The sequence below is a fragment of the Archangium sp. genome (genome assembly GCF_045802675.1).
Classification (GTDB): domain Bacteria; phylum Myxococcota; class Myxococcia; order Myxococcales; family Myxococcaceae; genus Archangium.
Genome location: NZ_JBJMQO010000070.1, coordinates 1 through 19,587 on the forward strand (window position 1 = coordinate 1; position 19,587 = coordinate 19,587).

17 protein-coding genes are annotated in these 19,587 nt (G+C 70.4%); 10 read left to right on the top strand and 7 right to left on the bottom strand.

Features of this window, described 5'->3' with window-relative positions; all coding sequences use genetic code 11:
- Nucleotides 1-2,222: non-ribosomal peptide synthetase (locus ACJ8AN_RS19370; RefSeq protein ID WP_407756878.1), on the bottom strand; the 2,222-nt coding region annotated here is incomplete at its 3' end.
- Nucleotides 2,223-2,484: 262 nt separating this feature from the next.
- Between ACJ8AN_RS19370 and ACJ8AN_RS19375 the strand changes: the two genes are divergently transcribed.
- The gene (locus tag ACJ8AN_RS19375) at nucleotides 2,485-2,691 is read left to right on the top strand and encodes a hypothetical protein (protein WP_407756879.1); all 207 of its coding nucleotides are present in this window, start codon (nucleotides 2,485-2,487) and stop codon (nucleotides 2,689-2,691) included.
- Between the two features lie 64 nt (nucleotides 2,692-2,755).
- Here the strand turns inward: ACJ8AN_RS19375 and ACJ8AN_RS19380 are convergent, their stop codons facing one another.
- The 6 genes from ACJ8AN_RS19380 to ACJ8AN_RS19405 all read right to left on the bottom strand — a co-directional run bounded on the left by ACJ8AN_RS19380 (nucleotide 2,756) and on the right by ACJ8AN_RS19405 (nucleotide 9,529).
- Nucleotides 2,756-3,646 carry a YIP1 family protein gene (locus ACJ8AN_RS19380; RefSeq protein ID WP_407756880.1) on the bottom strand — a complete coding sequence of 297 codons (891 nt, stop codon included), beginning with the start codon at nucleotides 3,644-3,646 and terminating at the stop codon, nucleotides 2,756-2,758.
- A gap of 5 nt (nucleotides 3,647-3,651) precedes the next feature.
- The gene (locus ACJ8AN_RS19385) at nucleotides 3,652-4,866 is read right to left on the bottom strand and encodes a cytochrome P450 (RefSeq protein ID WP_407756881.1); all 1,215 of its coding nucleotides are present in this window, start codon (nucleotides 4,864-4,866) and stop codon (nucleotides 3,652-3,654) included.
- 65 nt (nucleotides 4,867-4,931) lie between these two features.
- The gene (gene mgtE / locus ACJ8AN_RS19390; protein WP_407756882.1) at nucleotides 4,932-6,254 is read right to left on the bottom strand and encodes a magnesium transporter; all 1,323 of its coding nucleotides are present in this window, start codon (nucleotides 6,252-6,254) and stop codon (nucleotides 4,932-4,934) included.
- A gap of 72 nt (nucleotides 6,255-6,326) precedes the next feature.
- Nucleotides 6,327-7,730, bottom strand: coding sequence for a sigma-54-dependent transcriptional regulator (locus tag ACJ8AN_RS19395; RefSeq protein WP_407756883.1), 1,404 nt, complete (start codon nucleotides 7,728-7,730; stop codon nucleotides 6,327-6,329).
- Entirely contained in the window at nucleotides 7,727-9,211 is a 1,485-nt protein-coding gene (locus ACJ8AN_RS19400; RefSeq protein WP_407756884.1) for an ATP-binding protein, read from the bottom strand. Before ACJ8AN_RS19400 ends, ACJ8AN_RS19395 begins: the two co-directional genes overlap by 4 nt.
- Nucleotides 9,212-9,337: 126 nt before the next feature.
- Nucleotides 9,338-9,529, bottom strand: a complete 192-nt coding sequence (locus tag ACJ8AN_RS19405; protein WP_407756885.1) for a hypothetical protein — start codon at nucleotides 9,527-9,529, stop codon at nucleotides 9,338-9,340.
- Between the two features lie 260 nt (nucleotides 9,530-9,789).
- Between ACJ8AN_RS19405 and ACJ8AN_RS19410 the strand changes: the two genes are divergently transcribed.
- The 9 genes from ACJ8AN_RS19410 to ACJ8AN_RS19450 all read left to right on the top strand — a co-directional run bounded on the left by ACJ8AN_RS19410 (nucleotide 9,790) and on the right by ACJ8AN_RS19450 (nucleotide 19,584).
- Nucleotides 9,790-10,212: a response regulator gene (locus tag ACJ8AN_RS19410; protein WP_407756886.1), complete on the top strand. Its 423-nt coding sequence runs from the start codon at nucleotides 9,790-9,792 to the stop codon at nucleotides 10,210-10,212.
- A 61-nt stretch (nucleotides 10,213-10,273) separates the two neighbouring features.
- Nucleotides 10,274-10,807, top strand: coding sequence for a DUF3592 domain-containing protein (locus tag ACJ8AN_RS19415; protein WP_407756887.1), 534 nt, complete (start codon nucleotides 10,274-10,276; stop codon nucleotides 10,805-10,807).
- Between the two features lie 47 nt (nucleotides 10,808-10,854).
- The gene (locus ACJ8AN_RS19420) at nucleotides 10,855-12,951 is read left to right on the top strand and encodes a HEAT repeat domain-containing protein (RefSeq protein ID WP_407756888.1); all 2,097 of its coding nucleotides are present in this window, start codon (nucleotides 10,855-10,857) and stop codon (nucleotides 12,949-12,951) included.
- A gap of 93 nt (nucleotides 12,952-13,044) precedes the next feature.
- Nucleotides 13,045-15,627 (top strand): fused MFS/spermidine synthase, encoded by a 2,583-nt coding sequence (locus tag ACJ8AN_RS19425; RefSeq protein WP_407756889.1) that lies wholly within the window; start codon nucleotides 13,045-13,047, stop codon nucleotides 15,625-15,627.
- A 46-nt stretch (nucleotides 15,628-15,673) separates the two neighbouring features.
- On the top strand, nucleotides 15,674-16,477 hold the full coding sequence (locus tag ACJ8AN_RS19430) for a hypothetical protein (RefSeq protein WP_407756890.1): 804 nt from the start codon (nucleotides 15,674-15,676) through the stop codon (nucleotides 16,475-16,477).
- 18 nt (nucleotides 16,478-16,495) lie between these two features.
- Nucleotides 16,496-17,239, top strand: coding sequence for a hypothetical protein (locus ACJ8AN_RS19435; protein ID WP_407756891.1), 744 nt, complete (start codon nucleotides 16,496-16,498; stop codon nucleotides 17,237-17,239).
- Nucleotides 17,240-17,426: 187 nt separating this feature from the next.
- Nucleotides 17,427-18,173 carry a hypothetical protein gene (locus ACJ8AN_RS19440; protein ID WP_407756892.1) on the top strand — a complete coding sequence of 249 codons (747 nt, stop codon included), beginning with the start codon at nucleotides 17,427-17,429 and terminating at the stop codon, nucleotides 18,171-18,173.
- Between the two features lie 137 nt (nucleotides 18,174-18,310).
- Entirely contained in the window at nucleotides 18,311-19,156 is an 846-nt protein-coding gene (locus ACJ8AN_RS19445) for a sulfite exporter TauE/SafE family protein (RefSeq protein WP_407756893.1), read from the top strand.
- Nucleotides 19,153-19,584, top strand: a complete 432-nt coding sequence (locus ACJ8AN_RS19450; RefSeq protein WP_407756894.1) for a DUF1634 domain-containing protein — start codon at nucleotides 19,153-19,155, stop codon at nucleotides 19,582-19,584. The genes ACJ8AN_RS19445 and ACJ8AN_RS19450 overlap by 4 nt, the downstream gene beginning before the upstream one ends.
- Nucleotides 19,585-19,587: the final 3 nt, after the last annotated feature.

Genomic DNA, 19,587 nt, shown 5'->3' on the forward strand with positions numbered 1-19,587 from the left:
AGCCGCCACTCCTGGTTGTAGCGGGAGAACAGTGCGGGGTCGGTCGCCGTGTCGTAGTCGAGGACGTGCAGGGTGCCGCCGGACACGAGCGAAGGGAAGATGCTCGTGTTGCCCAGGTCGGCGCCAAGGGTGGACACCGTGGCGAAGCGCAGCCCCGCGGGGGGCTGCCCCAGTTTGCGCAGGATGGCCCAGGTGTAGTTGACGAGGTTGCGGTGCTCGATGACGACACCCTTGGGCCGCCCTGTCGAGCCCGAGGTGTAGATGATGTAAACGGGGTGGGAGGGCAACAGCCCCTCCACGCGCGGGTTCTGGGTGCTCTCTCCTTCCAGCGTGGCCGCGTCGCGATCCACGCAGAGAATCGTCCAAGGCCCTTCGGGCAGGCGCGGCAGCAGCTTCTCCTGGGTGAGCAGGACGGGGGCCTGGCACTCGGCGAGCTGGTACTCGAGCCGCTTGGGCGGATGCTCTGGCTCCAGGGGGACGTAGGCCCCACCCGCCTTGAGGACGCCCAGGAGCGCCACGATGGCCTCGGTGGAGCGGGACAGGCAGAGGCCAACGCGGCGCTCGGGTCCGACGCCCAGGCGGCCCAGCCTGTGCGCGAGCTGGTTGGCGCGCGCGTTGAGCTGGGCATAGGTGAGGCCACGCCCGCCAGAGACGACCGCCATCGCCTCGGGGGTGCGCGCGGCCTGCTGCTCGAAGAGCACATGGAGGCACTCCCACGGGACATCCGCCCGCGTCGCGTTCCACGCCTCCAACACCTGGTGCCGCTCGCGCTCCGGCAACATGGCGAGCCGCGACACGGGGGTGGAAGGCGCGGCCACCGCCCCCTCCAGAAAGGCCTGGAGGTGTTCCACCATCCGCTCGATGGTGGAGCGCTCGAAGAGCTCGGTGCTGTACTCCAGCAGGCCGCAGATTCCCGAGGGCCGATCGACGAGGCGCAAGGACAGCTCGAATTTGGCCACGCTGACCTCGGTCTGGAAGACCTGGACCTGGACCTGGTCGAACTGGAGCGCGGCGGGCGACTCCTCCAAGGAGATGAGCACCTGGAAGAGAGGAGAGTGACCGGGACCGCGCTCGGGATTCACCACCTGGACGACACGCTCGAAGGGAGCCCGCTGGTGGGCGAACGCCTCGAGCATCGTCTTGCGGGTGCGTGCGAGGAGCTCCGTGAAGGAGGGCTCGCCGGAGAGATCGGCCCTGAGGACGAGCGTATTGATGAAGCAGCCCACCACGGACTCGAGCTGGAGGTTCTCGCGGTACGTCATCGGCGTCCCGATGGCGAAGTCCTCCTGCCCCGTGTAGCGGTGCAGGAGTCCCTGGAAGGCCGCGATCAGCGCCATGAAGACAGTGGCGCCCTCTCGTTGGGCCTGGGCGCGCAGGGCGTGGGAGAGGGTGGGGGAGAACGCAAAGGGCAGGTGCGCTCCGGCGTAGGTGGTGCTGGCCTGCCGGGGTCTGTCGGTGGGGAGATGGAGCGCGGGAGGGGGTGGGGAGAGCCGCTGTTTCCAGTATTGGAGGTGCGGCTCGAGCGCCGCCTCTTGGGCCGCCTCGCGCTGCCAGCACGCGAAGTCTCCAGCCTGCAGCTCCAGGGGGAGCAGCTCGGGCTCCCGGCCCTGCACGCGGGCACGGTACAACGCCGCCAGTTCCTTCAGGAGGATGCCGTTGGACCAGGCATCCGTGGCGATGTGATGCGCCGCCAGCAGCAGGATGAACCGGGAGCCCCCCAGCACCAGTAGCCGCGCCCGGAGCAGCGGCCCCGTCTCAAGCATGAAGGGCGTGTGCTCCTCGGCACGCACGAATTCGCTGATGCGGGCTTCCTGCTCGGCGTCGGTCAGCGCGCCGAGCTCCTCGAGCGAGAACCCCGGCGTTGCCAGGGGCAGCACGCGCCGGACGGGTCCTCCCCGCACCGTTGCGAAGACGGTGCGGAGAACCTCATGGCGCTGGACGAGCGCGTACAGGCTGTCCTCGAGTTCGGGGATCGATAGCGGACCCTCGATCCGGAGCGCCGTGAGGCTGGTGTAGAGCGCCTGTCCCGGCGAGAGCTGCTCATGAAGCCACATCCGCTGTTCGGAGTGGGACAGGGGCAGCGGGTCGAGCCCCGCCGGACGCCTGGGAATGGCTCGCGATGGGACGCCACCACCGGGCGGCTGACTCTCCTTCAATCGTTTCTCGAGGAGGGCGCGCTTCTCGGGCGGCAACTGGGCAATTCGGTCTAGCAGGTCGCTCATGGAAGAAGATCTCAGAGGAGAAACGAGGGCTGTGGAATCGCGCCCAGGCCGATCAGGCACCACAGTCCCCGAACTCAGAACTGGCGAGCCCTGATGCCCTGGTCCGCCGCTGGCACATTCGCATCCGGCCCAGAGGCCGATGCCCTAGAGATCCTAACAAAACCAGTGGAGTGAGCTGTGCGTCGGCGGGCGCAGCCGTCGAAGGAGCGGTTTTATTAGGGCCTCTTATGCACACTCGCCGCATGCAGCGTCAAGTCATGTGATGACGCCCGAGCAGAAGGCGGTGTCTGGCTTCTTCCCTGACGACTGGGAGGGCCGCGGCTGGGGGTTCAGCGTGTCCCTGGTCACCCGGCGCGGCGGCGTGCTGGCGGTTCCCGGATGGTACGGTTGGGACGACGGTTACGGCACTTCCTGGTCCTCGGACCTCGAGGAGGAGATGGTAGGGTGGAGCCGTCCTGGCGGTGGGTGAGCAGCACTACCCGGCTCCTTCAAGGCAGCGGCTTGAGCATCGCCAGAAACTGCGAAACTCGAACTTAGGTCTTGATGGAGTTCATGAAGCCCGCCAGCAAGGAGAAGTAGCCCGCACCGCAGAGGCAGCAGGTGAGGAGCGGGCCGACGAGGGCTCCGGCGAGCGCCACGCCCCAGGTCGTCCGGTGCAGCCCGCGGTAGGTGAAGACGCGGGCCACCACCGCCCAGACGGGCGCCACGTACACGCCGAAGAAGGGAATGGCGCCGAGCAACCAGGGCGCCTGGGCGAAGGCGTTGCCCCGCAGCGTCACCGCGTAGCCCCCGGTGACGCCCGCCAGGCGCAGCACGAGGTGGTCGAGGCCCGCCATCACCACCGTGGTGGCCACGGAGAAGAGGGGGCCGAGCACCGCGCTGGCCAGGAACATCCCCACCCCCGCCCATTTGAACAGGCTCTCCACCGACGGCGTGTCGCTCCCGGCCGCGGGCTGTCCGACCATCAGGGGCACGAGGGAGAAGATGCCCAGGTAGGTGAGGCCCATCACGACGCTGGCCGGCAGCGCGCACAGCAGCGCGAAGAACAGCGAGCCGCCCGGGCTCCCGTCCGGGCGGGCCCCGGAGAAGTGGTCCGGGCGGATCATCACCTCCACCGCCGTCTGCCAGAAGGCCTGGAGCGTGCCCAGCTCCTCGCGCAAGTCCCACGGCACCGGGAGCGCCGGCTCCCGGGAGTGGCACGCCTCGCAGAGCACCTCGCCGCGCGGGCCCTCGCGCAGGCACCGGGAGCAGGCGAACGCGCCGCAGCGGTCGCAGATGGCCAGGCTGCGCAGCGTGGGGTGGACGGCGCAGGTGGGCTCGGCGCTGCCCGGGCGTGCCTCGAGCAACAGCGAGGTGCCACAGCTCGTGCAGAACGTGGCTCCCAGGGTGATGGGGTGCTGGCAGCGGGGGCAGGGGAAGGCCATGCGCCCTAGAATGCCACGGGCAGGCGCCGCAGGCCGTGCACGAGGATGCCGTCGCGCCAGCGCAGCTCGCCCGGGTCCACCGCCAGCCGCAGCCGGGGCAGGCGCTCCAGCAGCAGGTTGAGGGCGAGGGCGCCCTCGAGCCGGGCCAGCGGCGCGCCCAGGCAGAAGTGGATGCCGAAGCCGAAGGCGATGTGCCGGTTGGGCTCGCGGGTGATGTCGAACGTCTCCGGCTCGGGGAACTGCTCGGGGTCGTGGTCGGCCGCCAGCAGCGAGGCGAGCACGCCCTCTCCCGCCGGAATCACCTGCCCGTGGAACTCGATGTCCTGGGGGGCCCAGCGCTGGGTGGTGGTCTCCACCGGGCCGCGGTAGCGCAGCATCTCCTCCACCGCGGATTCGATGAGGGCCGGGTTGGCGCGCAGCCGCTCGAGCTGCTCGGGGTGCTGGAGCAGGGCCCAGACGCCGTTGCCGATGAGGTTCACCGTCGTCTCGTGGCCCGCCAACAGCAACAGGAACAGCATGCCGACGAGCTCCGTGGGCGAGAGCCGGTCCCCCTGCTCCTCCACGGAGACGAGGGCGGTGAGCAGATCGTCCCGGGGCTCGGTCCGCCGCCGCGTCAGCAGGCTCTGGATGTACTGGGCGAACTGCATGCCCGCCTTCTGGATGGGCCCCATGTCCCCGTTGACGGGTGGGCTGACGAGGGTGGTCGTCCAGTCCCGGAACGAGTCCCGGTCCTCCACCGGCACGCCGAGCAGCTCGGCGATGACCGTCATGGGCAGGGGGAAGGCGAAGGTGTCGAGCAGGTCCACCTCGCCGCGGGCCTTCATGGCGTCCAGCAGCTCGTTCGCGATGGCGGTGACGCGCGGGCGCAGCTCCTCCACGCGGCGCGGGGTGAAGGCCTTGGACACCAGGGTGCGCAGGCGCGTGTGGTCCGGCGGGTCCGCCATGAGCATGTGCTGGCTGAGCGCCTGCTGTATGGCGTTGGCCCGCAGCTGCTTCGCCGGCGAGCCGTCGGGGAGCTTGCGCGAGTCCTTGGTGAAGCGCGAATCTCTCAACAGGTCCACCGCGTCCTTGTAGCCGGTCACCATCCACACCGGGACGCCCGTATTGGGGTCGACCAGCCGGACCACGGGCGCCTCCTGGCGCATGCGCGCGTAGAGGGGCAGGGGGTTGGCGCGCGTCTGCGGCGCCCACAGGTCAAAGCGGTTGCTGTTCGTGCTCAAGGGTGCGTCTCCAGGGTGGAACGAAGGGGGGCCGGCTCCGCCCCCGCTCGGCCCCTGGAGGGAGCCTACAGCAGTGTGCCGTGCAGGATGAGGCTGGCCGCGGTGAAGTAGATGACGAGTCCGGACACGTCCACCAGCGTGGCCACGAAGGGCGCCGAGGCGCTCGCCGGGTCGAACCCCAGGCGGCGGAGCAGGAAGGGCAGCATGGAGCCGGAGAGCGTCCCCCACATGACGACGCCCACCAGGGACAGGCCCACCGTGAGCGCCACCAGCAAGGCGTGCTCTCCGTAGCTGTGGAAGATGGCCTGCCAGATGAGGATGCGCGCGATACCCACGCAGCCCAGGGTGGTGCCCAGCGCCAGGCCCGCCAGTACCTCGCGCCGCGCCACGCGCCACCAGTCGCGCAGCCGCACCTCGGAGAGCGCCAGCGAGCGGATGATGAGCGTGGTGGCCTGGCTGCCCGAGTTGCCTCCGGAGCTGATGATGAGCGGGATGAAGAGGCTGAGCACCACGGCCCGGGCGATCTCCTCCTCGAAGTAGCCCATGGCGGTGGCGGTGAGCATCTCGCCCAGGAAGAGCACCAGCAGCCAGCCCGCGCGCTTCTTGAGCATGGCGAGGAAGCCCACCTCGAAGTAGGGCGCGTCGAGGGCCTCCATACCGCCGACCTTCTGGATGTCCTCGGTGGCCTCCTCCTGCACCACCTGGACGATGTCGTCCACGGTGACGATGCCCTTCATCCGCTTGTCGGCGTCCACCACCGGAATGGCCATCAGGCCGTGCTCGGAGAAGAGCCGGCTCACCGCTTCCTGGTCCGTGTCCTCGGAGACGGTGACCAGGTCCCGGCTCATCACCTCGGCCACGCGCTTGTCGGGGGCGGACTGGAAGAGCTGGCGCAGCGACACCACGCCCTGCAGGTGCTGCTGGGTGTCCAGCACGTACGCGTAGTAGACCGTCTCCACCTTCTCGCGCGTCTGCTTGCGCAGGTAGCTGATGGCCTCGTCGATGGTCATCTCCGGCCGCGCGCGGGCGAAGCGGGGATTCATCAGGCCGCCCGCGTCGTCCTCCTCGTAGGCCAGCAGGGCGAGCACCTCGCGGCGGGTGGTCTCGTCCAGCTCCTGGAGCAGGGCCTCGCGGGCGCCGGCGGGGGCGGACTGGATGACGTCCACCGCGTCGTCCGGGGCGAGCAGCCGCAGCCACGTGCGCCGCTCGCCGGGGGCCAGCAGGAGGATGAGCTCGGCCTGCTCCTGCGCGGACAGCGAGAGGAAGAAGTCGTCCGCCGTGGCGTGCGGCACCAGCTTGAAGCTCTCCACGCGCTCGTCGCGCGAGAGCGCCGGCCAGGCGTCGCGCAGCTCATGCGGGAAGATGGGCTCGAAATCCAGGGTCGCCATGGCGCTTCCTCCTGGGCGGCCACTTCTTCCAAGTCGAGGGGGTTTGTCCAGTCCGAAGGCGACGGGGCGTCCTCAGGCCTTCGAGTCCTCCTTGTCCTCGGCGCCCCCCGGGTTGGCGGCGTGGCGCCGGCCCAGCTTGCGGTAGAGCGTCTTGCGGTCCACCCCGAGGATGCGCGAGGCCAGCGTGCGGCTGCCGCCCACCGTGTCCAGCACGCGCTGGATGTAGCGGCGCTCCATCTCCTCGAGTGAAACGAGCTCGGACATGTCATTGCCCTGGGCGGGGCTGGCGGCGCGATAGTCCCGGATGCGCTCCGGCAGGTCCTCCACGGTGAGCTGCTCGTAGGAGGTGAGGGCCACGGCGCGCTCGATGCAGTTCTGGAGCTCGCGCACGTTGCCGGGCCAGGAGTAGGCCAGCAGGCGCTGGGCGGCCGCGGGGCTCAGCCCCACCACGCGCTTGCCGCTGCGCGCGGCGAAGTGCTCCAGGAAGCGCTGGGCCAGCAGCAGGATGTCATTGCCCCGGGCGCGCAGCGGGGGCAGCTCCAGGCCGATGACGTTGAGCCGGTAGTACAAGTCCTCGCGGAAGCGCCCCTCCTCCACGGCCAGCTCCAGGTCGCGGTTGGTGGCGGCGACGATGCGCGCGTCGAAGGGCAGCTCGGTGTCCCCGCCCACCGGGCGCACCGTGCGCTCCTGCAGGGCGCGCAGCAGCTTGGGCTGGAGGGCCAGGGGCATCTCCCCCACCTCGTCGAGGAAGAGCGTGCCGCCGCTGGCCTTGATGAAGAGGCCGGTGCGCGCGGCCTTGGCGTCGGTGAAGGCGCCCTTGGCGTGGCCGAACAGCTCGCTCTCCAGGAGGGCCTCGGGCATGGCCGCGCAGTTGATGGCCACGAAGGGCCCGGGGTTGCGGCGGCTGCGCGCGTGCAGCGCCCGGGCGGCCACCTCCTTGCCGGTGCCACTCTCGCCCGTCACCAGCACCGAGGCGTCCGAGTCCGCCACCCGGTCGATGAGCTCGTACACCCGGCGCAGCGCGGGGCTCTCACCCACCACGCCGCCGTCGGCGGACACGTCACCCAGGGCCCGGCGCAACCGGCGCACCTCGTCGCGCAGCGCCCGGTGCTGCACCGCCCGCTCCAGCACCAGCGTCAGCGCGTCCAGGTCCACCGGCTTGGTGACGAAGTCGTAGGCCCCCGCGCGGATGGCCGCCACCGCCGTCTCCAGGGTGCCAAACGCCGTCACCACGACGACGGGGATGTCCGGCCGGTTGAGCACGATGCGCTCGCACAGCGCCAGCCCGTCCATGCCCGGCATCCGCAGATCCGTGAGCACCGTGTCGAAGTCCTCCGACTCGAGCAGCGCGAAGGCCTCGTCCGCGCTCCCACGCACCGAGGGTTGAAAGCCCCGGCGCGCCAGCCCCTTCTCCAACAGCGCCCGCATCTCCCGCTCGTCCTCGACGACCAGGATGCGGCCCTTCGTCGCGCTCATGGCTTGGTCCCCTCTGTGTCCTTGGAGTCCTTGACGGAGTCCCTGGCCTCCGGTGGGAGGAATATCGAGAAGCAACTACCGCTGCCGGGCTCGCTGCTCACGGAGATCCACCCGCCGTGGTCGCGGATGAGCCCATAGGAGACGGAGAGCCCCAGGCCCGTCCCCTCGCCTACGTCCTTGGTGGTGAAGAAGGGCTCGAAGACGCGGGGCAGCACCTCCGGGGCAATGCCCTCGCCCTCGTCCACCACGTCCACCCGCACCCACTCGGCCTCCGGGCCGCCGAGCTCCACCGGGGGCAGGGCGCGCGCCCGTCCCAGCCGCACCCGCAGCGTGCCCGGGCGCTTCATCGCCTGCAGGCCGTTGACGACCAGGTTGGTGAGGGCCTGCTGAAGCTGCCCGGCATCCACCTCGAGGCTCAGCGGGCCCGGCGTCTCGCTGGCGAGCACCACGTTGCGCCGCGCCGCCATGGGCTGCAGCAGCGTGAGCGTGCGCTCCACCAGCTTCGACAAATCCTCCGGGGTGCGCCGGGGCGTGCGCCGCCGGGCGAAGTCCAGCAGCTGGCGGATGATGCTCGTCATGTGCTGCACCTGCTGGGAGATGATGCGGGCGCACTCCAGCGACTCCTCGCCCTCGGCCTCGCCCGTGGTAATCATCTTCGCCCGGCCGAGCACCACGTTGAGCGGGGTGCCCAGCTCGTGGGCCATGCCGGAGGCGAGCTTGCCCACGGTGGCGAGCCGGTCCGCGTGCCGCAGGTGCTCGAGCGTGGACAGGCGCGCCGCCGTCTCCGCCACCAGCTGCTCGCGCGCGGCCGCCAGGCCCCCGGCCATCTGGTTCATCGCGTCCGCGAGCGTGGCCAGCTCGTCCTTCTGGCGCAGGTGCACGCGCGCCTCCAGGTCTCCGTGGCCGATGCGCTGCGCCAGGTCCGCGAGCTGCTCCACCGGGCGGCCCACCAGCCGGCGCCCCATGGCCATGGCCACCACGAGGAAGGCGAGGGTGATGGCCCCGGTGGCCACCACGGTGCCCACCACCGTCTGGCGCACGTGCAGGCGTTGCTCCGTCAGTGGCTCGATGATTTCGATGGCTCCCTGTCTGTCGTCGATGGTGACGGGGGTGAAGGAGCGCAGCAGGCCCGGGGGCAGGCGGTCGTCCAGGAAGGACGTGTCCCGGCCTTCACGCAGGGCCTCCACCTGGCCGGGGGGCAGCTCCTGCGCGAGCGGCGAGTCCAACCACAGCCAGCTCAGCCGCACCTGCTCCTGGAAGCGGTTGGCGTCCGCCAGCAGGGTGAGGGCCTCGTCCTCGCCCTCCAGCTCCCAGGCCCGGACGAACGAGCCGCCCAGCGTGTGGCCGAGCAGCCGGTGGTCATGCTGCATGTCCAGCGCGGAGCGGTTGAGCTCGCGCTGCACCTCAATCGTTTCCAGCCCCGCGATGACGGCGAAGGCGAGCAGGACGAGGGCGAGGGTGATCTTCCGGGCGAGCTTCATGCGGTCTCGTCATCCGGGAGGTGCCGCGGGCCCATCCACGACGACGCGCTCGCCCGCCCCGGTCCATGGTGTCAGAGGGGATAGAGGAGGACATGGACCGGGGCAGGGGCGCAAGCGGGGAAGGACTCAGTGGGCGGCGGACTCGGCGCCCGCCGGCTTCTTGGTCTCGGCGTGCTTCGGGGCCTTCTTGGTGGACTTCTTCGCCGGAGCGGTGGTGGCGGGCTTGTCGCTAGCGGCCGGGGCCTCCTTGGGGGCCGCGAACGCGCTCAGGGACAGCAGGGACACGGTGACACCGAGCAGCAGGGACGAGCGCTTCATGGGGACTGCCTCCTCACTAAGAGGCCCGCGGGATGCGGGTTCGCCCATACCCAAAGCATCGCCCATGCCACCGGCCCCTTTTCCCTCGGCGAATCACGGGAAGGGGCCTGGGTCGTGGGCCTCGCGGGCGGGGCAGAACGCCCCCGTGGGGCACGATGCCCCGCTTCGGCGCCTCGGGGAGCACGTCTCCCGAGGGGAAAGCGCGCTGGCACGGGCCATGCTCAGCCAAGGCCATTGCCTCTCCGCTCCCCGCGTGCGCCATGATGCCTCTGCTTCCGTCCGAACCCCGCCCGCTGCGCATCCTCCTGGCCGAGGACGATGACGAGATGCGCGCGCTGCTCACGCTGACGCTGGCCCGGGCGGGCTACGCGGTGGTGGCGCTGGAGGACGGCTTCGAGCTGTCGGACTACGTGGCCCTGACGCAGGTGTGTGGCGGGCCGCTGCAGCCCCCGGACGTCATCCTGTCCGATGTGCGGATGCCGGGGCGCAATGGTCTGGAGGTGCTCGTGCAGGCGCAGGCCTCCGGGCTCTCCTGTCCCGTCATCCTCCTGTCGTCCTTCGCGGATGAGGAGACGCGCGAGGCGGCGAAGCGGCTCGGGGCGAGGGCCTTCCTGGACAAGCCGGTGGACCTCGAGCTGCTGACGGCCACCGTGCGCGAGGCGGCCGACGCCGCTGATCCGTGAGCCCTTTCGGACTCTTCCACGTTCCACCGCCCGGGCCGGCCCGGGCATGCGAGGTCCTGTCGTGACGAAGCGGGTGCTGCTCGGAGTGATGATGCTGCTGTTCGGAGGCGTGCTCGCCTTCGGAGGAGGACGGGCCGTCCTGCGGGCCTGGACGAGCGGGAACTGGCCCACGGCGCAGGGCTCGGTGCTGAAGTCCTCGGTGGAGACGATGCGCAGCAAGCGCTCGGTGCGCTTCCGGCCGCACGTGAGCTACAGCTACACGGTGGGCTCTACGCCCTACACCTCCGAGGTCATCGCCTTCGCCGCCACCGACACGGGCGATTTGCAGGAGGCGCGCGAGTACGTGAACCGCTTCCCCGCCGGCTCCCACGTGGAGCTGCGCTACGCGCCGGATGATCCCACCGTGGCCTGTCTGGATTGCGGCCGGGCGGGCGTGGCCGACTATGTGGTGGCGGTGGGCGGAGCCGGCATGGCGCTGTTCGCCGTGGCGGGACTGTTGGAGCTCCTGAGAAGCCACCAGGCGGCCCAGCGGCGGCAGCAGCGAGCGGCGGGGACCGGCACCTCGTCCCAGCAGGCGACGCGCGGTTTGAGGTAGCCTCACCGTTCCGCGTCAGCCTCCCGCCGTCCCTCGCCCCCGCCCGCATGCCCCGCTCCCGTACGCCCGTCCTCGCGGTCGCCGTTCTCCTCCTGGTGGCCGCAGGCGCCGCCATCTGGCGCCCCTCCGCGCCGAACGCCCCGCCCGCCGCGCCCTCCACCGCCGTCGCCTCGAGCACGACGGCCGCCCCGGCTTCCGCGCCCGTGGCCGCGGCGGCCGCGCCGAAGGCCCCGGAGCCGCCCCGCGCCACCGCGTCGCTGGCCTCGCCGTGGACGGGCTACGTCGGCTCGGAGAAGTGCTCCGAGTGCCATGACGACGAGCACGCCGCGTGGAGCAAGGACTGGCACTCGCGCGCGCTCTCGGAGGCGCGCACGCGCGTGGTGGTCGGCGACTTCGTCAATACGCACTTCAAGGGCGACTCGAGCGAGGCGTGGATGTCCCGGCACGCCGAGCAGTTCGCCATGCGCACCAAGGGGCCCACGGGCGTCGTGGACGAGTACTCCGTGCAGTGGGTGGTGGGCGGCAAGCGGATGCAGGATCCCGTGACGATGATGCCGGATGGCCGCTGGCAGGTGCTGCCCATCTACTTCCACGTCACCGGCAAGGGCGAGTGGGTGGACTACTCCGAGTCCAAGCAGGGCACGCTGTCGACGGACCATCCCTTCTTCTGGTCCAACTGGCAGCGCAACGTGCAGCACGCGTGCCTGGACTGCCACACCACGGGCCTCAACACGCACTACGACCGCACGAGCCACAAGTGGAGCACCGGCTTCTCGGACGCGGGCGTGGCCTGCGAGAGCTGCCACGGCCCCGGCGCGCACCACGCGGAGACGCAGCTGAAGAAGGACATCATCCAGCCCTCGAAGCTGCCGGCGCAGAAGGGACTGGCCGTGTGCGGGCAGTGCCACGGGCCGCACCGCACGCTCTTCCCCGTGCTGGACGCGCAGCACCACTACGTGCCCGGGGACCGCTACGAGGACCACTACCAGCCCATGGTGGTGCTGCTGAGCGGCAGCGAGCGCTCCGGCGACTACTTCGAGGACGGCCGCCCGAAGACCTCCAGCTTCGAGTACCAGGCGCTCACCCAGTCGCGCTGCCACCTGCAGGGCGGCGCCACGTGCCTCACCTGCCACTCCGCGCCCCACGCCGAGCACGCGGCCAATGAAATCAAGCAGCCCAAGCACCCCACGAAGGGCGTGTCGGTGGACTCCTCGAGCTGCCAGGGCTGCCACGCGAAGGTGTTCGCCGAGGGGCAGAAGCACACGCACCACACCTCGGCCGAGGCGCAGGACTGCGTGGCGTGCCACATGCCGCCCACCATCTCGGGCGTGCTGGACAAGTTCGCGGACCATGCGCTCGACGTGCCGGTGCCACAGAACACGGTGAAGCACGGCATTCCCAATGCGTGCAACGCGTGCCACACGCACGAGCAGGCCACGCCCGAGTCCATGGTGGACGCCATGGCGAAGTGGTGGCCCAACGCGGCGCAGCGGCAGGCGCGGCGGATGCGGCTGGCGGACGCCTTCGCCGTGAAGAACGCGGAGAACAGCCGTCAGCCGCTGGAGCAGGTGCTGGCGGACAAGAAGGAGGCCCCGGCCCTGCGCGGCGTGGCGGCGCAGTTGCTCGCCCAGCAGTTCCGCAAGGACGCGGTGCCCGCGCTGAAGGCGGCGCTCGCCTCGGCCACGGATCCGAGCCTGCGCTCGGAGCTCGCCGGAGCATTGGCCTCGACGGGCCCACGCGACGTGGCGGACGTGCTCGTCCCGCTGCTCAGGGACAAGTCGCTCTGGGTGCGCCAGTCCGCGGCCCTCCCGCTCGCGGGCGCCGGGGTTCCGGAGGGCCTGGCCGCGGTGGAGGAGCTGGCGCGTCAGCCCGAGTCCGAGGCGCTGCCCCTGCCGCACGTGGTGCTCGGCCAGCTGTCGCTGCGCCGGGGCGACGTGGCCACCGGTATCCAGCAGCTGGAGCGCGCCCTGGAGCTTCAGCCGTACAACGCCGAGGTGCTGGTGGTCCTGGCGGATGTCTACGCCCGTCAGGGGAACCTTCCCAAGGCGAAGGAGCAGCTGGAGGAAGCGCTCCGGTTCGACCCGCAGCACCGGGGCGCCCGGCAGCGGCTGGAGCTGATGCGCAACGGCCGCCCGCGGCACTGAGGCCCCGCGGGTGGAGGGGGAGGAGCCCTCCGCCTGCCTGGAGTGCGAGCGGACCGGCGGGGAGGCGGGGCTCGGGGTAGACTCGCGCCTCCCGTGAATCGCATCTCCGCCAGAGTGTTCGCCGCCGTGGGTCTGCTCTTCGTCGCCTCCGGCATGAGCGGGCTCGTCTTCGAGGTCATCTGGGTCCGCTACCTCACGCTGGTGGTGGGTCACACCACCTTCGCGGCGAGCCTCGTGGTGTCCGCCTTCCTGGCGGGGCTCGTCCTGGGGAGCCTGGGGTTGGGGCGGCTCGCGGACGGGCTGAAGCGCCCGCTGCTGGCGTACGGCTTGTTGGAGGCGGCCACGGGCGTGCTCGCGCTGGGCATCACCCACGTGCTGGCCACGCTGCCCGAGTGGCTCTCCGCGCTGGGCGTGCCCGGGGGTGGGCCATTGCCGCTGCGCGGGGTGCTGGCCTTCCTGCTGGTGCTGCCGCCCACCTTCGTCATGGGCGGCACGCTGCCCGTCCTCATGCGCTTCGTGGCGCGCGAGCTGGAGGGGCTGGGGCGCTCCTTCGGCGTGCTGTACTCGCTCAACACGCTGGGCGCGGCGCTCGGCTGCGGGCTGGCGGGCTTCTACCTGATTGGCGCGGTGGGGCTGTGGCGCACGGCGGCGCTCGCGGCGGGGCTCAACCTGCTCGTGGGCCTGGCCGTGTTCCTCCTGCACCTGTGGCTGCGCCCCGAGCCCCTCTCCGCCTCCACTCCCGCGCCGGCCGCCTCGGGGGCCTCCGAGTCCGCTTCCATCTTCCACGGCGCGCGCCGCACGCTGCTCGTCGCGGCCTTCGCGCTGTGCGGCTTCGCGTCCATCTCCTACGAGGTGCTCTGGTTCCGCGTCCTCTCCACCTCGCTGGACTCCAGCACGTATGCCTTCACCATCCTCCTGGTGACGTTCCTGCTGGGGCTGGTGGTGGGCGGGCTCGTCTACTCGCTGAAGCTGGCCGGGCGGGTGCGCGAGCTGGAGCTCTTCGTCTCGGTGGAGGCGCTGCTGGCCTTCGCGGGCCTGCTGTCGCTCGCGCTGCTGGGCCTGTCACGCCCGGTGAGCCAGGTGCTCTCGGGACTGGTGGGCGGCTGGGGCCCCAACGCCGTCTACGTGGGCATGCTGCTGCACGCCTCGCTCGTCATCCTCGTGCCCGCGTCCCTCATCGGCGTCGTCTTCCCGCTGGTGGTGCAGCTCACCACCCGGCACGTGGCGAGCGCCGCCAGCAACGTGGGCCTGCTGTACTCGGTGAATACGCTGGGCGGCATCGTGGGCTCGCTGCTGGTGGGCTTCGTGCTGGTGCCCGCCGTGGGCACGCAGTGGACGTTCGTGCTCGTGTGCGCGCTCAACATGGCGCTCGCGCTGGGCGTGCAGGCGTTGGATCCGGAGGCCCGGCCGAGCGCCCGCCGGAGCATGTGGGCCGGGGCGGCGCTGCTCGCGGTGGCGGTGGCGCTGGTGCCCGGAGACTTGCTGGTGCGCGCCTTCGCCGAGCACGTGGACTCGCGCGTGCGCTTCGTGCGCGAGGGCGTGGACGGAGCGCTCGCGGTGCTCGAGTACGACAACGCGTCGGTGTGTGATTCGGGGCTGTACCAGTGCGGCCCGGGGTGCCGGGAGAAGCGCTTCCGCCACCAGCAGTTGCTGTTCGGCTCGGTGTCGTACGCGAACACGGCGCTGCCGAGGAAGCGGTACATGGCCACGCTGGCGCACCTGCCCATGCTGCTGCACCCGGAGCCGAAGGAGGTGTTGCAGGTGTGCTTCGGCACGGGCAGCACCGCGGGCTCGTTCGCGAGCCACCCGGGTTTGCGCTCGCTCACCATCGTGGACACCAACCCGGACGTGCTGGCCGCCGCGCCGCACTTCGCCGAGCACAACCACGGCGCGGCGGAGGATCCGCGCACGCACGTGGTGTTCGACGATGGGCGGCACTTCCTGCTCTCGAGCCAGGGCCGCTACGACGTCATCTCCTTCGAGCCCCCGCCGCCGCGCTCGGCGGGCGTGGTGAGCCTGTACACCACCGAGTTCTACCGCGAGGTGAAGCAGCGGCTGGCGCCGGGCGGAGTGCTGGCGCAGTGGATTCCCCTGCAGCAGCAGCCGGACAACCTGACGCGGGGCATGGTGGCGTCGCTGCTGGAGAGCTTCTCCGAGGTGACGCTGTGGATTCCCTCGGACTACGAGGCGGTGCTGGTGGCGGCGGACCGGCCGTTGCCGGTGGACGTGGCGGGCTGGGAGGCGCGGTGGGCGCAGGCCACGGTGGCGCGCTCGCTGGCGGACGTGGGCTTCACCTCGCCGTATGGGCTCGTGGGCACGTACGTGGCGGGCACCGAGGCGCTGCGGCGCTGGACGCAGGGGTACGCGCCAGTGACGGATGACCACCCGGCGGTGGAGTACTTCCTCTTCAACGCGGACAAGCCTTTTGACGCGCAGGCGCTGCTGGCGATGGCGCAGCCGCCAGTGCTCGCGGGGACGGAGCGGTGGGACGCGGCGCGGCTGTCGCGCGAGCTGGCGGCCAACCGGAAGGTGCTGGAGTCCACGCGCCTCAAGCGGGCAGGGGAGTGGGAGGCCGCGAAGGCCCGGGTAGAGGAGGCGCGCGCCGAGGTGGGAGACAACGCCTTCCTGTCCTTCCTCGCGGACCTGGAACTGGACTGCCTGCGGCCCGCGCGGTGAGTTGCCGGTTGAGGCGCGCCTGACCTCTGTAGTAGGGCGAATGGCCATGACCCCGGAACAGTCGCCAGTGCTCGAGCTTCCAGCGTGGCTCCACGGCACCATCCCCGCAATCCTTCGCAAGGTGAGAGCCGAGAGCCAGTGGTGGGCCCGGCAGTACCTCGAGACCGGTGCCTTTCCCCTGCCTCGGCAGATGCGTCAGGTGCAGCCCGGAGAGGTGCTGGTGATGCACGCGGGAGCCGAATTCGGCGCGCCCCACGCCTGCTGGCGGATGCACATGTTCATGGGCGTCTCCACCGAGCTGTACTTCTGCGTGCCAGAGGAGGCGCGCCAACGGACGGACGAGGCCTTCGAGTCCTTCTGTCTGAGCACTCCCTGGGGGGCGCTCTGCTATGCCGTGCCTCCGCTGCCGCCGTGGGGAGCCGAGCGCATCGCGAACCAGCTCGCCGCGCTGCTGCGCTTCTGGGAGGTACTCCAGGGCCCGCGCTACGCGTTCTGGGGGTTCAATGACAATTACACGCTGGAACAGCTCGTGGACGACGTCTGGCGCATCACCCTGGAGGCCTGGTGCCCTGGAGGTCCCGCGTCGGTTCGCGAGCACCTGGCGCTGACGGTGGAGCGCATGGCTCGCGCGACCCGGGAGGAGTGCCTGGAAGCCGTGCTCCGGGCGATGCCCGCCGTGGTGGAGACGGACACGGATTTGAAGCACTGCGACCTGCTCAGGGACCCCGGTTTCCTGCGCGAGCGCCTCTCCGCACTTCCCCCGAAAAAGTTCGAGGAAATCTCCAGCGCCTCCCAATACGCGGTGTGCGGGCAGTTGCTGGATTGGCTCAAGGAATTGGGACGGCGTTAGCCTCCTGTGGACGAGGACATGAAAGAGCGTGGACGCAGAACGTGGAGCACCTGGGGCCTGGCGGGTTTTCTCCTGGTGCTCGTGGCGGCCCTCGGCGCTCAGGCAGAGCCGCCCTCGACCAGGCTTCCTGGCCGTCCGCTGGAGTCCCGGGAGCGCTGGGGCTTTTTTCTTGGCAAAGCCGCACATACCGCCATTGGCAGGGAGTACCGCGTGCGGCATCCCCGCCGTGTCGTCTTCCTCGACCCCGCCAACCTCTCCAAAATCGTGAAGGAAGGGAGGTTGGGGAACCCCGAACGTCTTTCGGAGCTCGTGAGGCTCTTGCGCCCGGACATCACCGATACGAGTGACCGCGTGCTGTTCGAGATCAAGCCGGACGACGAGGCGTCACGCGACGAAGGAAGAGAACAGGCGGGGCGCTACCTGGCGGCGCTCAATGCGGTCGTCGACCCTGGCAAGCAATTCGTGGGAGGCACCGGCTACGAGGGTTCCCTCTTCGTCGAATTCGAGAACGGAGGAGCACTCTGGCATCTGTCCTGGCGTACGCCCGAGCCCGGGGTGACGCTGTACCGCTGGAGCTCTCGGCGCAAGAAACCGAATGCGACCTGGAAGGAGCGGGCGGCGCAGAAGGAGGAGGAGTTGCCGAGGGACGAGATGGAGCAACTCGGTGAGTTGGCCGAGCAGGCCATCCAGGCCGCGTATGACAAAGGCGAACGCCCCAAGGGCTTCCAGGGCCAGGTCTACCTGCCAGCGGACTGCCGCTGAGCGGGCGGGAGGCGTCCGCCTTCTCGGGCTGACACCTTCTTGGAATTCGATACCGCGGTTTCTCGCTCTCCCCGTGTGCGAACCGGGCGGCTCGCCGTGCACACCTCTCTGTGCACACATCTGTACGCCGCACCGCGTCTTCCCTCGGGAGCGCGTCCTGGTACGTGACGTGCTCAGCGGCACGGGCATGAAGACACTCCTTCCCCTGATTGCCATTGCCGCGACCGCCACCGCTTGTGGTGGACCCGAGGTCCTCAACCGGGATCTGCGGCACATCCCGGGACTGAAGCTCGGTGTGACCGTTCAAGATCCCGCTTCCATCAGCCCGCCGACCGAGTACGTCCGGCTCGATTACGACCGGTCGACGTCCGACTCCCCCTGCTACCGCGTTCCCTCCGACACCCGCCTCACCGTCAACGGCGTCGACGTCCCCCTGACGGTCCGGGGAGATGCCAGCTTGAGCTTCGATGGCGTCTCCGGTTGTGAGAAGCCCTGGTTCTCGGGCGTTCCCAGTCCGCTGGAGGAGGCCCGTGTCGAGTACCTCCTCACCGATGGCGACTCGCGCCTGCGCGCTGTCTTCCAGAACCTCCACGTGAAGCGGAGCATCCGGATGAATGGCCAGGAGCAGGCCGCGCTTCATGCCGGGGAGGCGGTCGAGGTCGACGTCGAGTGGCTTCCGGGCACCGACCAGCTCCTCGAGGCGCGGTATATCGATCTGGCGCGGGTGGGGTCCAATGCGGGCGTGTACCGGATCGAGACCTCCCGGGAGGTGGAGGGCAACCACGTCCGCTTCACCCTGCCCGCGATGTCCGCGGGCCAGTACCGCCTGAGCGTGTACGGCACGGCGAGGGCCGGCGTGGAAGCGTGCGAGGGTTTCACCTCCTGTGATGCGACCTTCTCCGAGTCCTCCTTCGTGGACGTCACCGTCGAGTAGCCCGGCTGGCTCGGGGGACGGGCACCACCTGTCCACCTCCGTCTCCGAGGCAGACAGAGGAGCAGCCGGGCGGCCAAAGCCAGGGCGGCACGGAATTGCGCGCTCCGGGAAGATGGCGGAAGGATGCTGCCACCTGCGTGACGCCTTTTCTCTTCACCATCGTGGTCTTCATCGTGGCCCTCGGGGCCGGGCTGATGGGCTCGCTCCTGGGGTTGGGGGGGGGCCTCATCCTCGTGCCGGTGCTGACCCTGGTGCTCGGGGTGGACATCCGCTACGCGGTGGGGGCCTCCATCGTGTCCGTCATCGCCACCTCGAGTGGCGCGGCGGCGGCCTACGTGCGCGAGCGCCTCACCAACCTGCGCGTGGCCATGTTCCTCGAGCTGGCGACCACGGCCGGGGCGCTGACGGGTGCCGCCATCGCCGGCCTCGTGAGTGGGCGCTGGCTGTACGTCGTCTTCGGCGCGGTGATGGCGTACTCGGCGCTGGCCATGCTGCGCAAGCTGGGGCGGGGAGCGGCTCCGGCGGTGGTGGCCGGGCCGGATGCGCTGGCGGACCGCCTCGGGCTGCACGGCAGCTACTGGGACGAGGAGACGGGGCGGGAGGTCTCCTACCGCGTCACCCGTCCGCTGACGGGCCTGGGCCTCATGTACGCGGCGGGGACGGTGAGTGGGCTGCTGGGCATCGGCTCGGGGGCGCTGAAGGTACCGGCGATGGACCTGGCCATGGGCCTGCCCTTCAAGGTGTCCACGGCCACGAGCAACTTCATGATTGGTGTCACCGCCGCGGCGAGCGCGGGCGTGTACTTCGCGCGCGGGGACATTGATCCCTTCATCGCCGGCCCGGTGTGCGCGGGGGTGGTGCTGGGGGCCTTCGCGGGCTCGCACTACCTCACGAAGGTGAAGAGCCACTGGCTGCGCGGCCTCTTCGTGGCGGTGCTGTTGTGGGTGGCCTTCCAGATGTTGCGCAAGGGAGTGAGCCCGTGAGCGAGCAATCCCTGACCCAATCCCTCCCGGACGTCTCGGAGGCGCTGGAGCGGGACGACGGCCCCGAGGTGCTCATCAGCAACGTGTTGCGCCTGGGCGTGCTGCTCAGCCTCACGCTGGTGACGGCGGGCATGTCGCTGACGTTCTTCCGCCACCCCGACTACTTCTCCTCGAGCCAGTCGCTCGAGGGCCTCACCGCGCCCGAGCGGGGGCCGCACGCCCTGTCGGACGTGCTCGGGGACGTGCTGAGCGCGCAGGGGCAGGCCTTCGTGATGGCGGGGCTGCTGGTGTTGGTGGCCACGCCGGTGATGCGCGTGGCGCTCTCGCTGCTCGTCTTCGGCCGGCAGCGCGACCGGGCCTTCGTCACGGTGACGTCCGTGGTGCTCGCGCTGCTGCTGCTGTCCTTCGTGCTGGGCGCGGGCGAGTAGGGA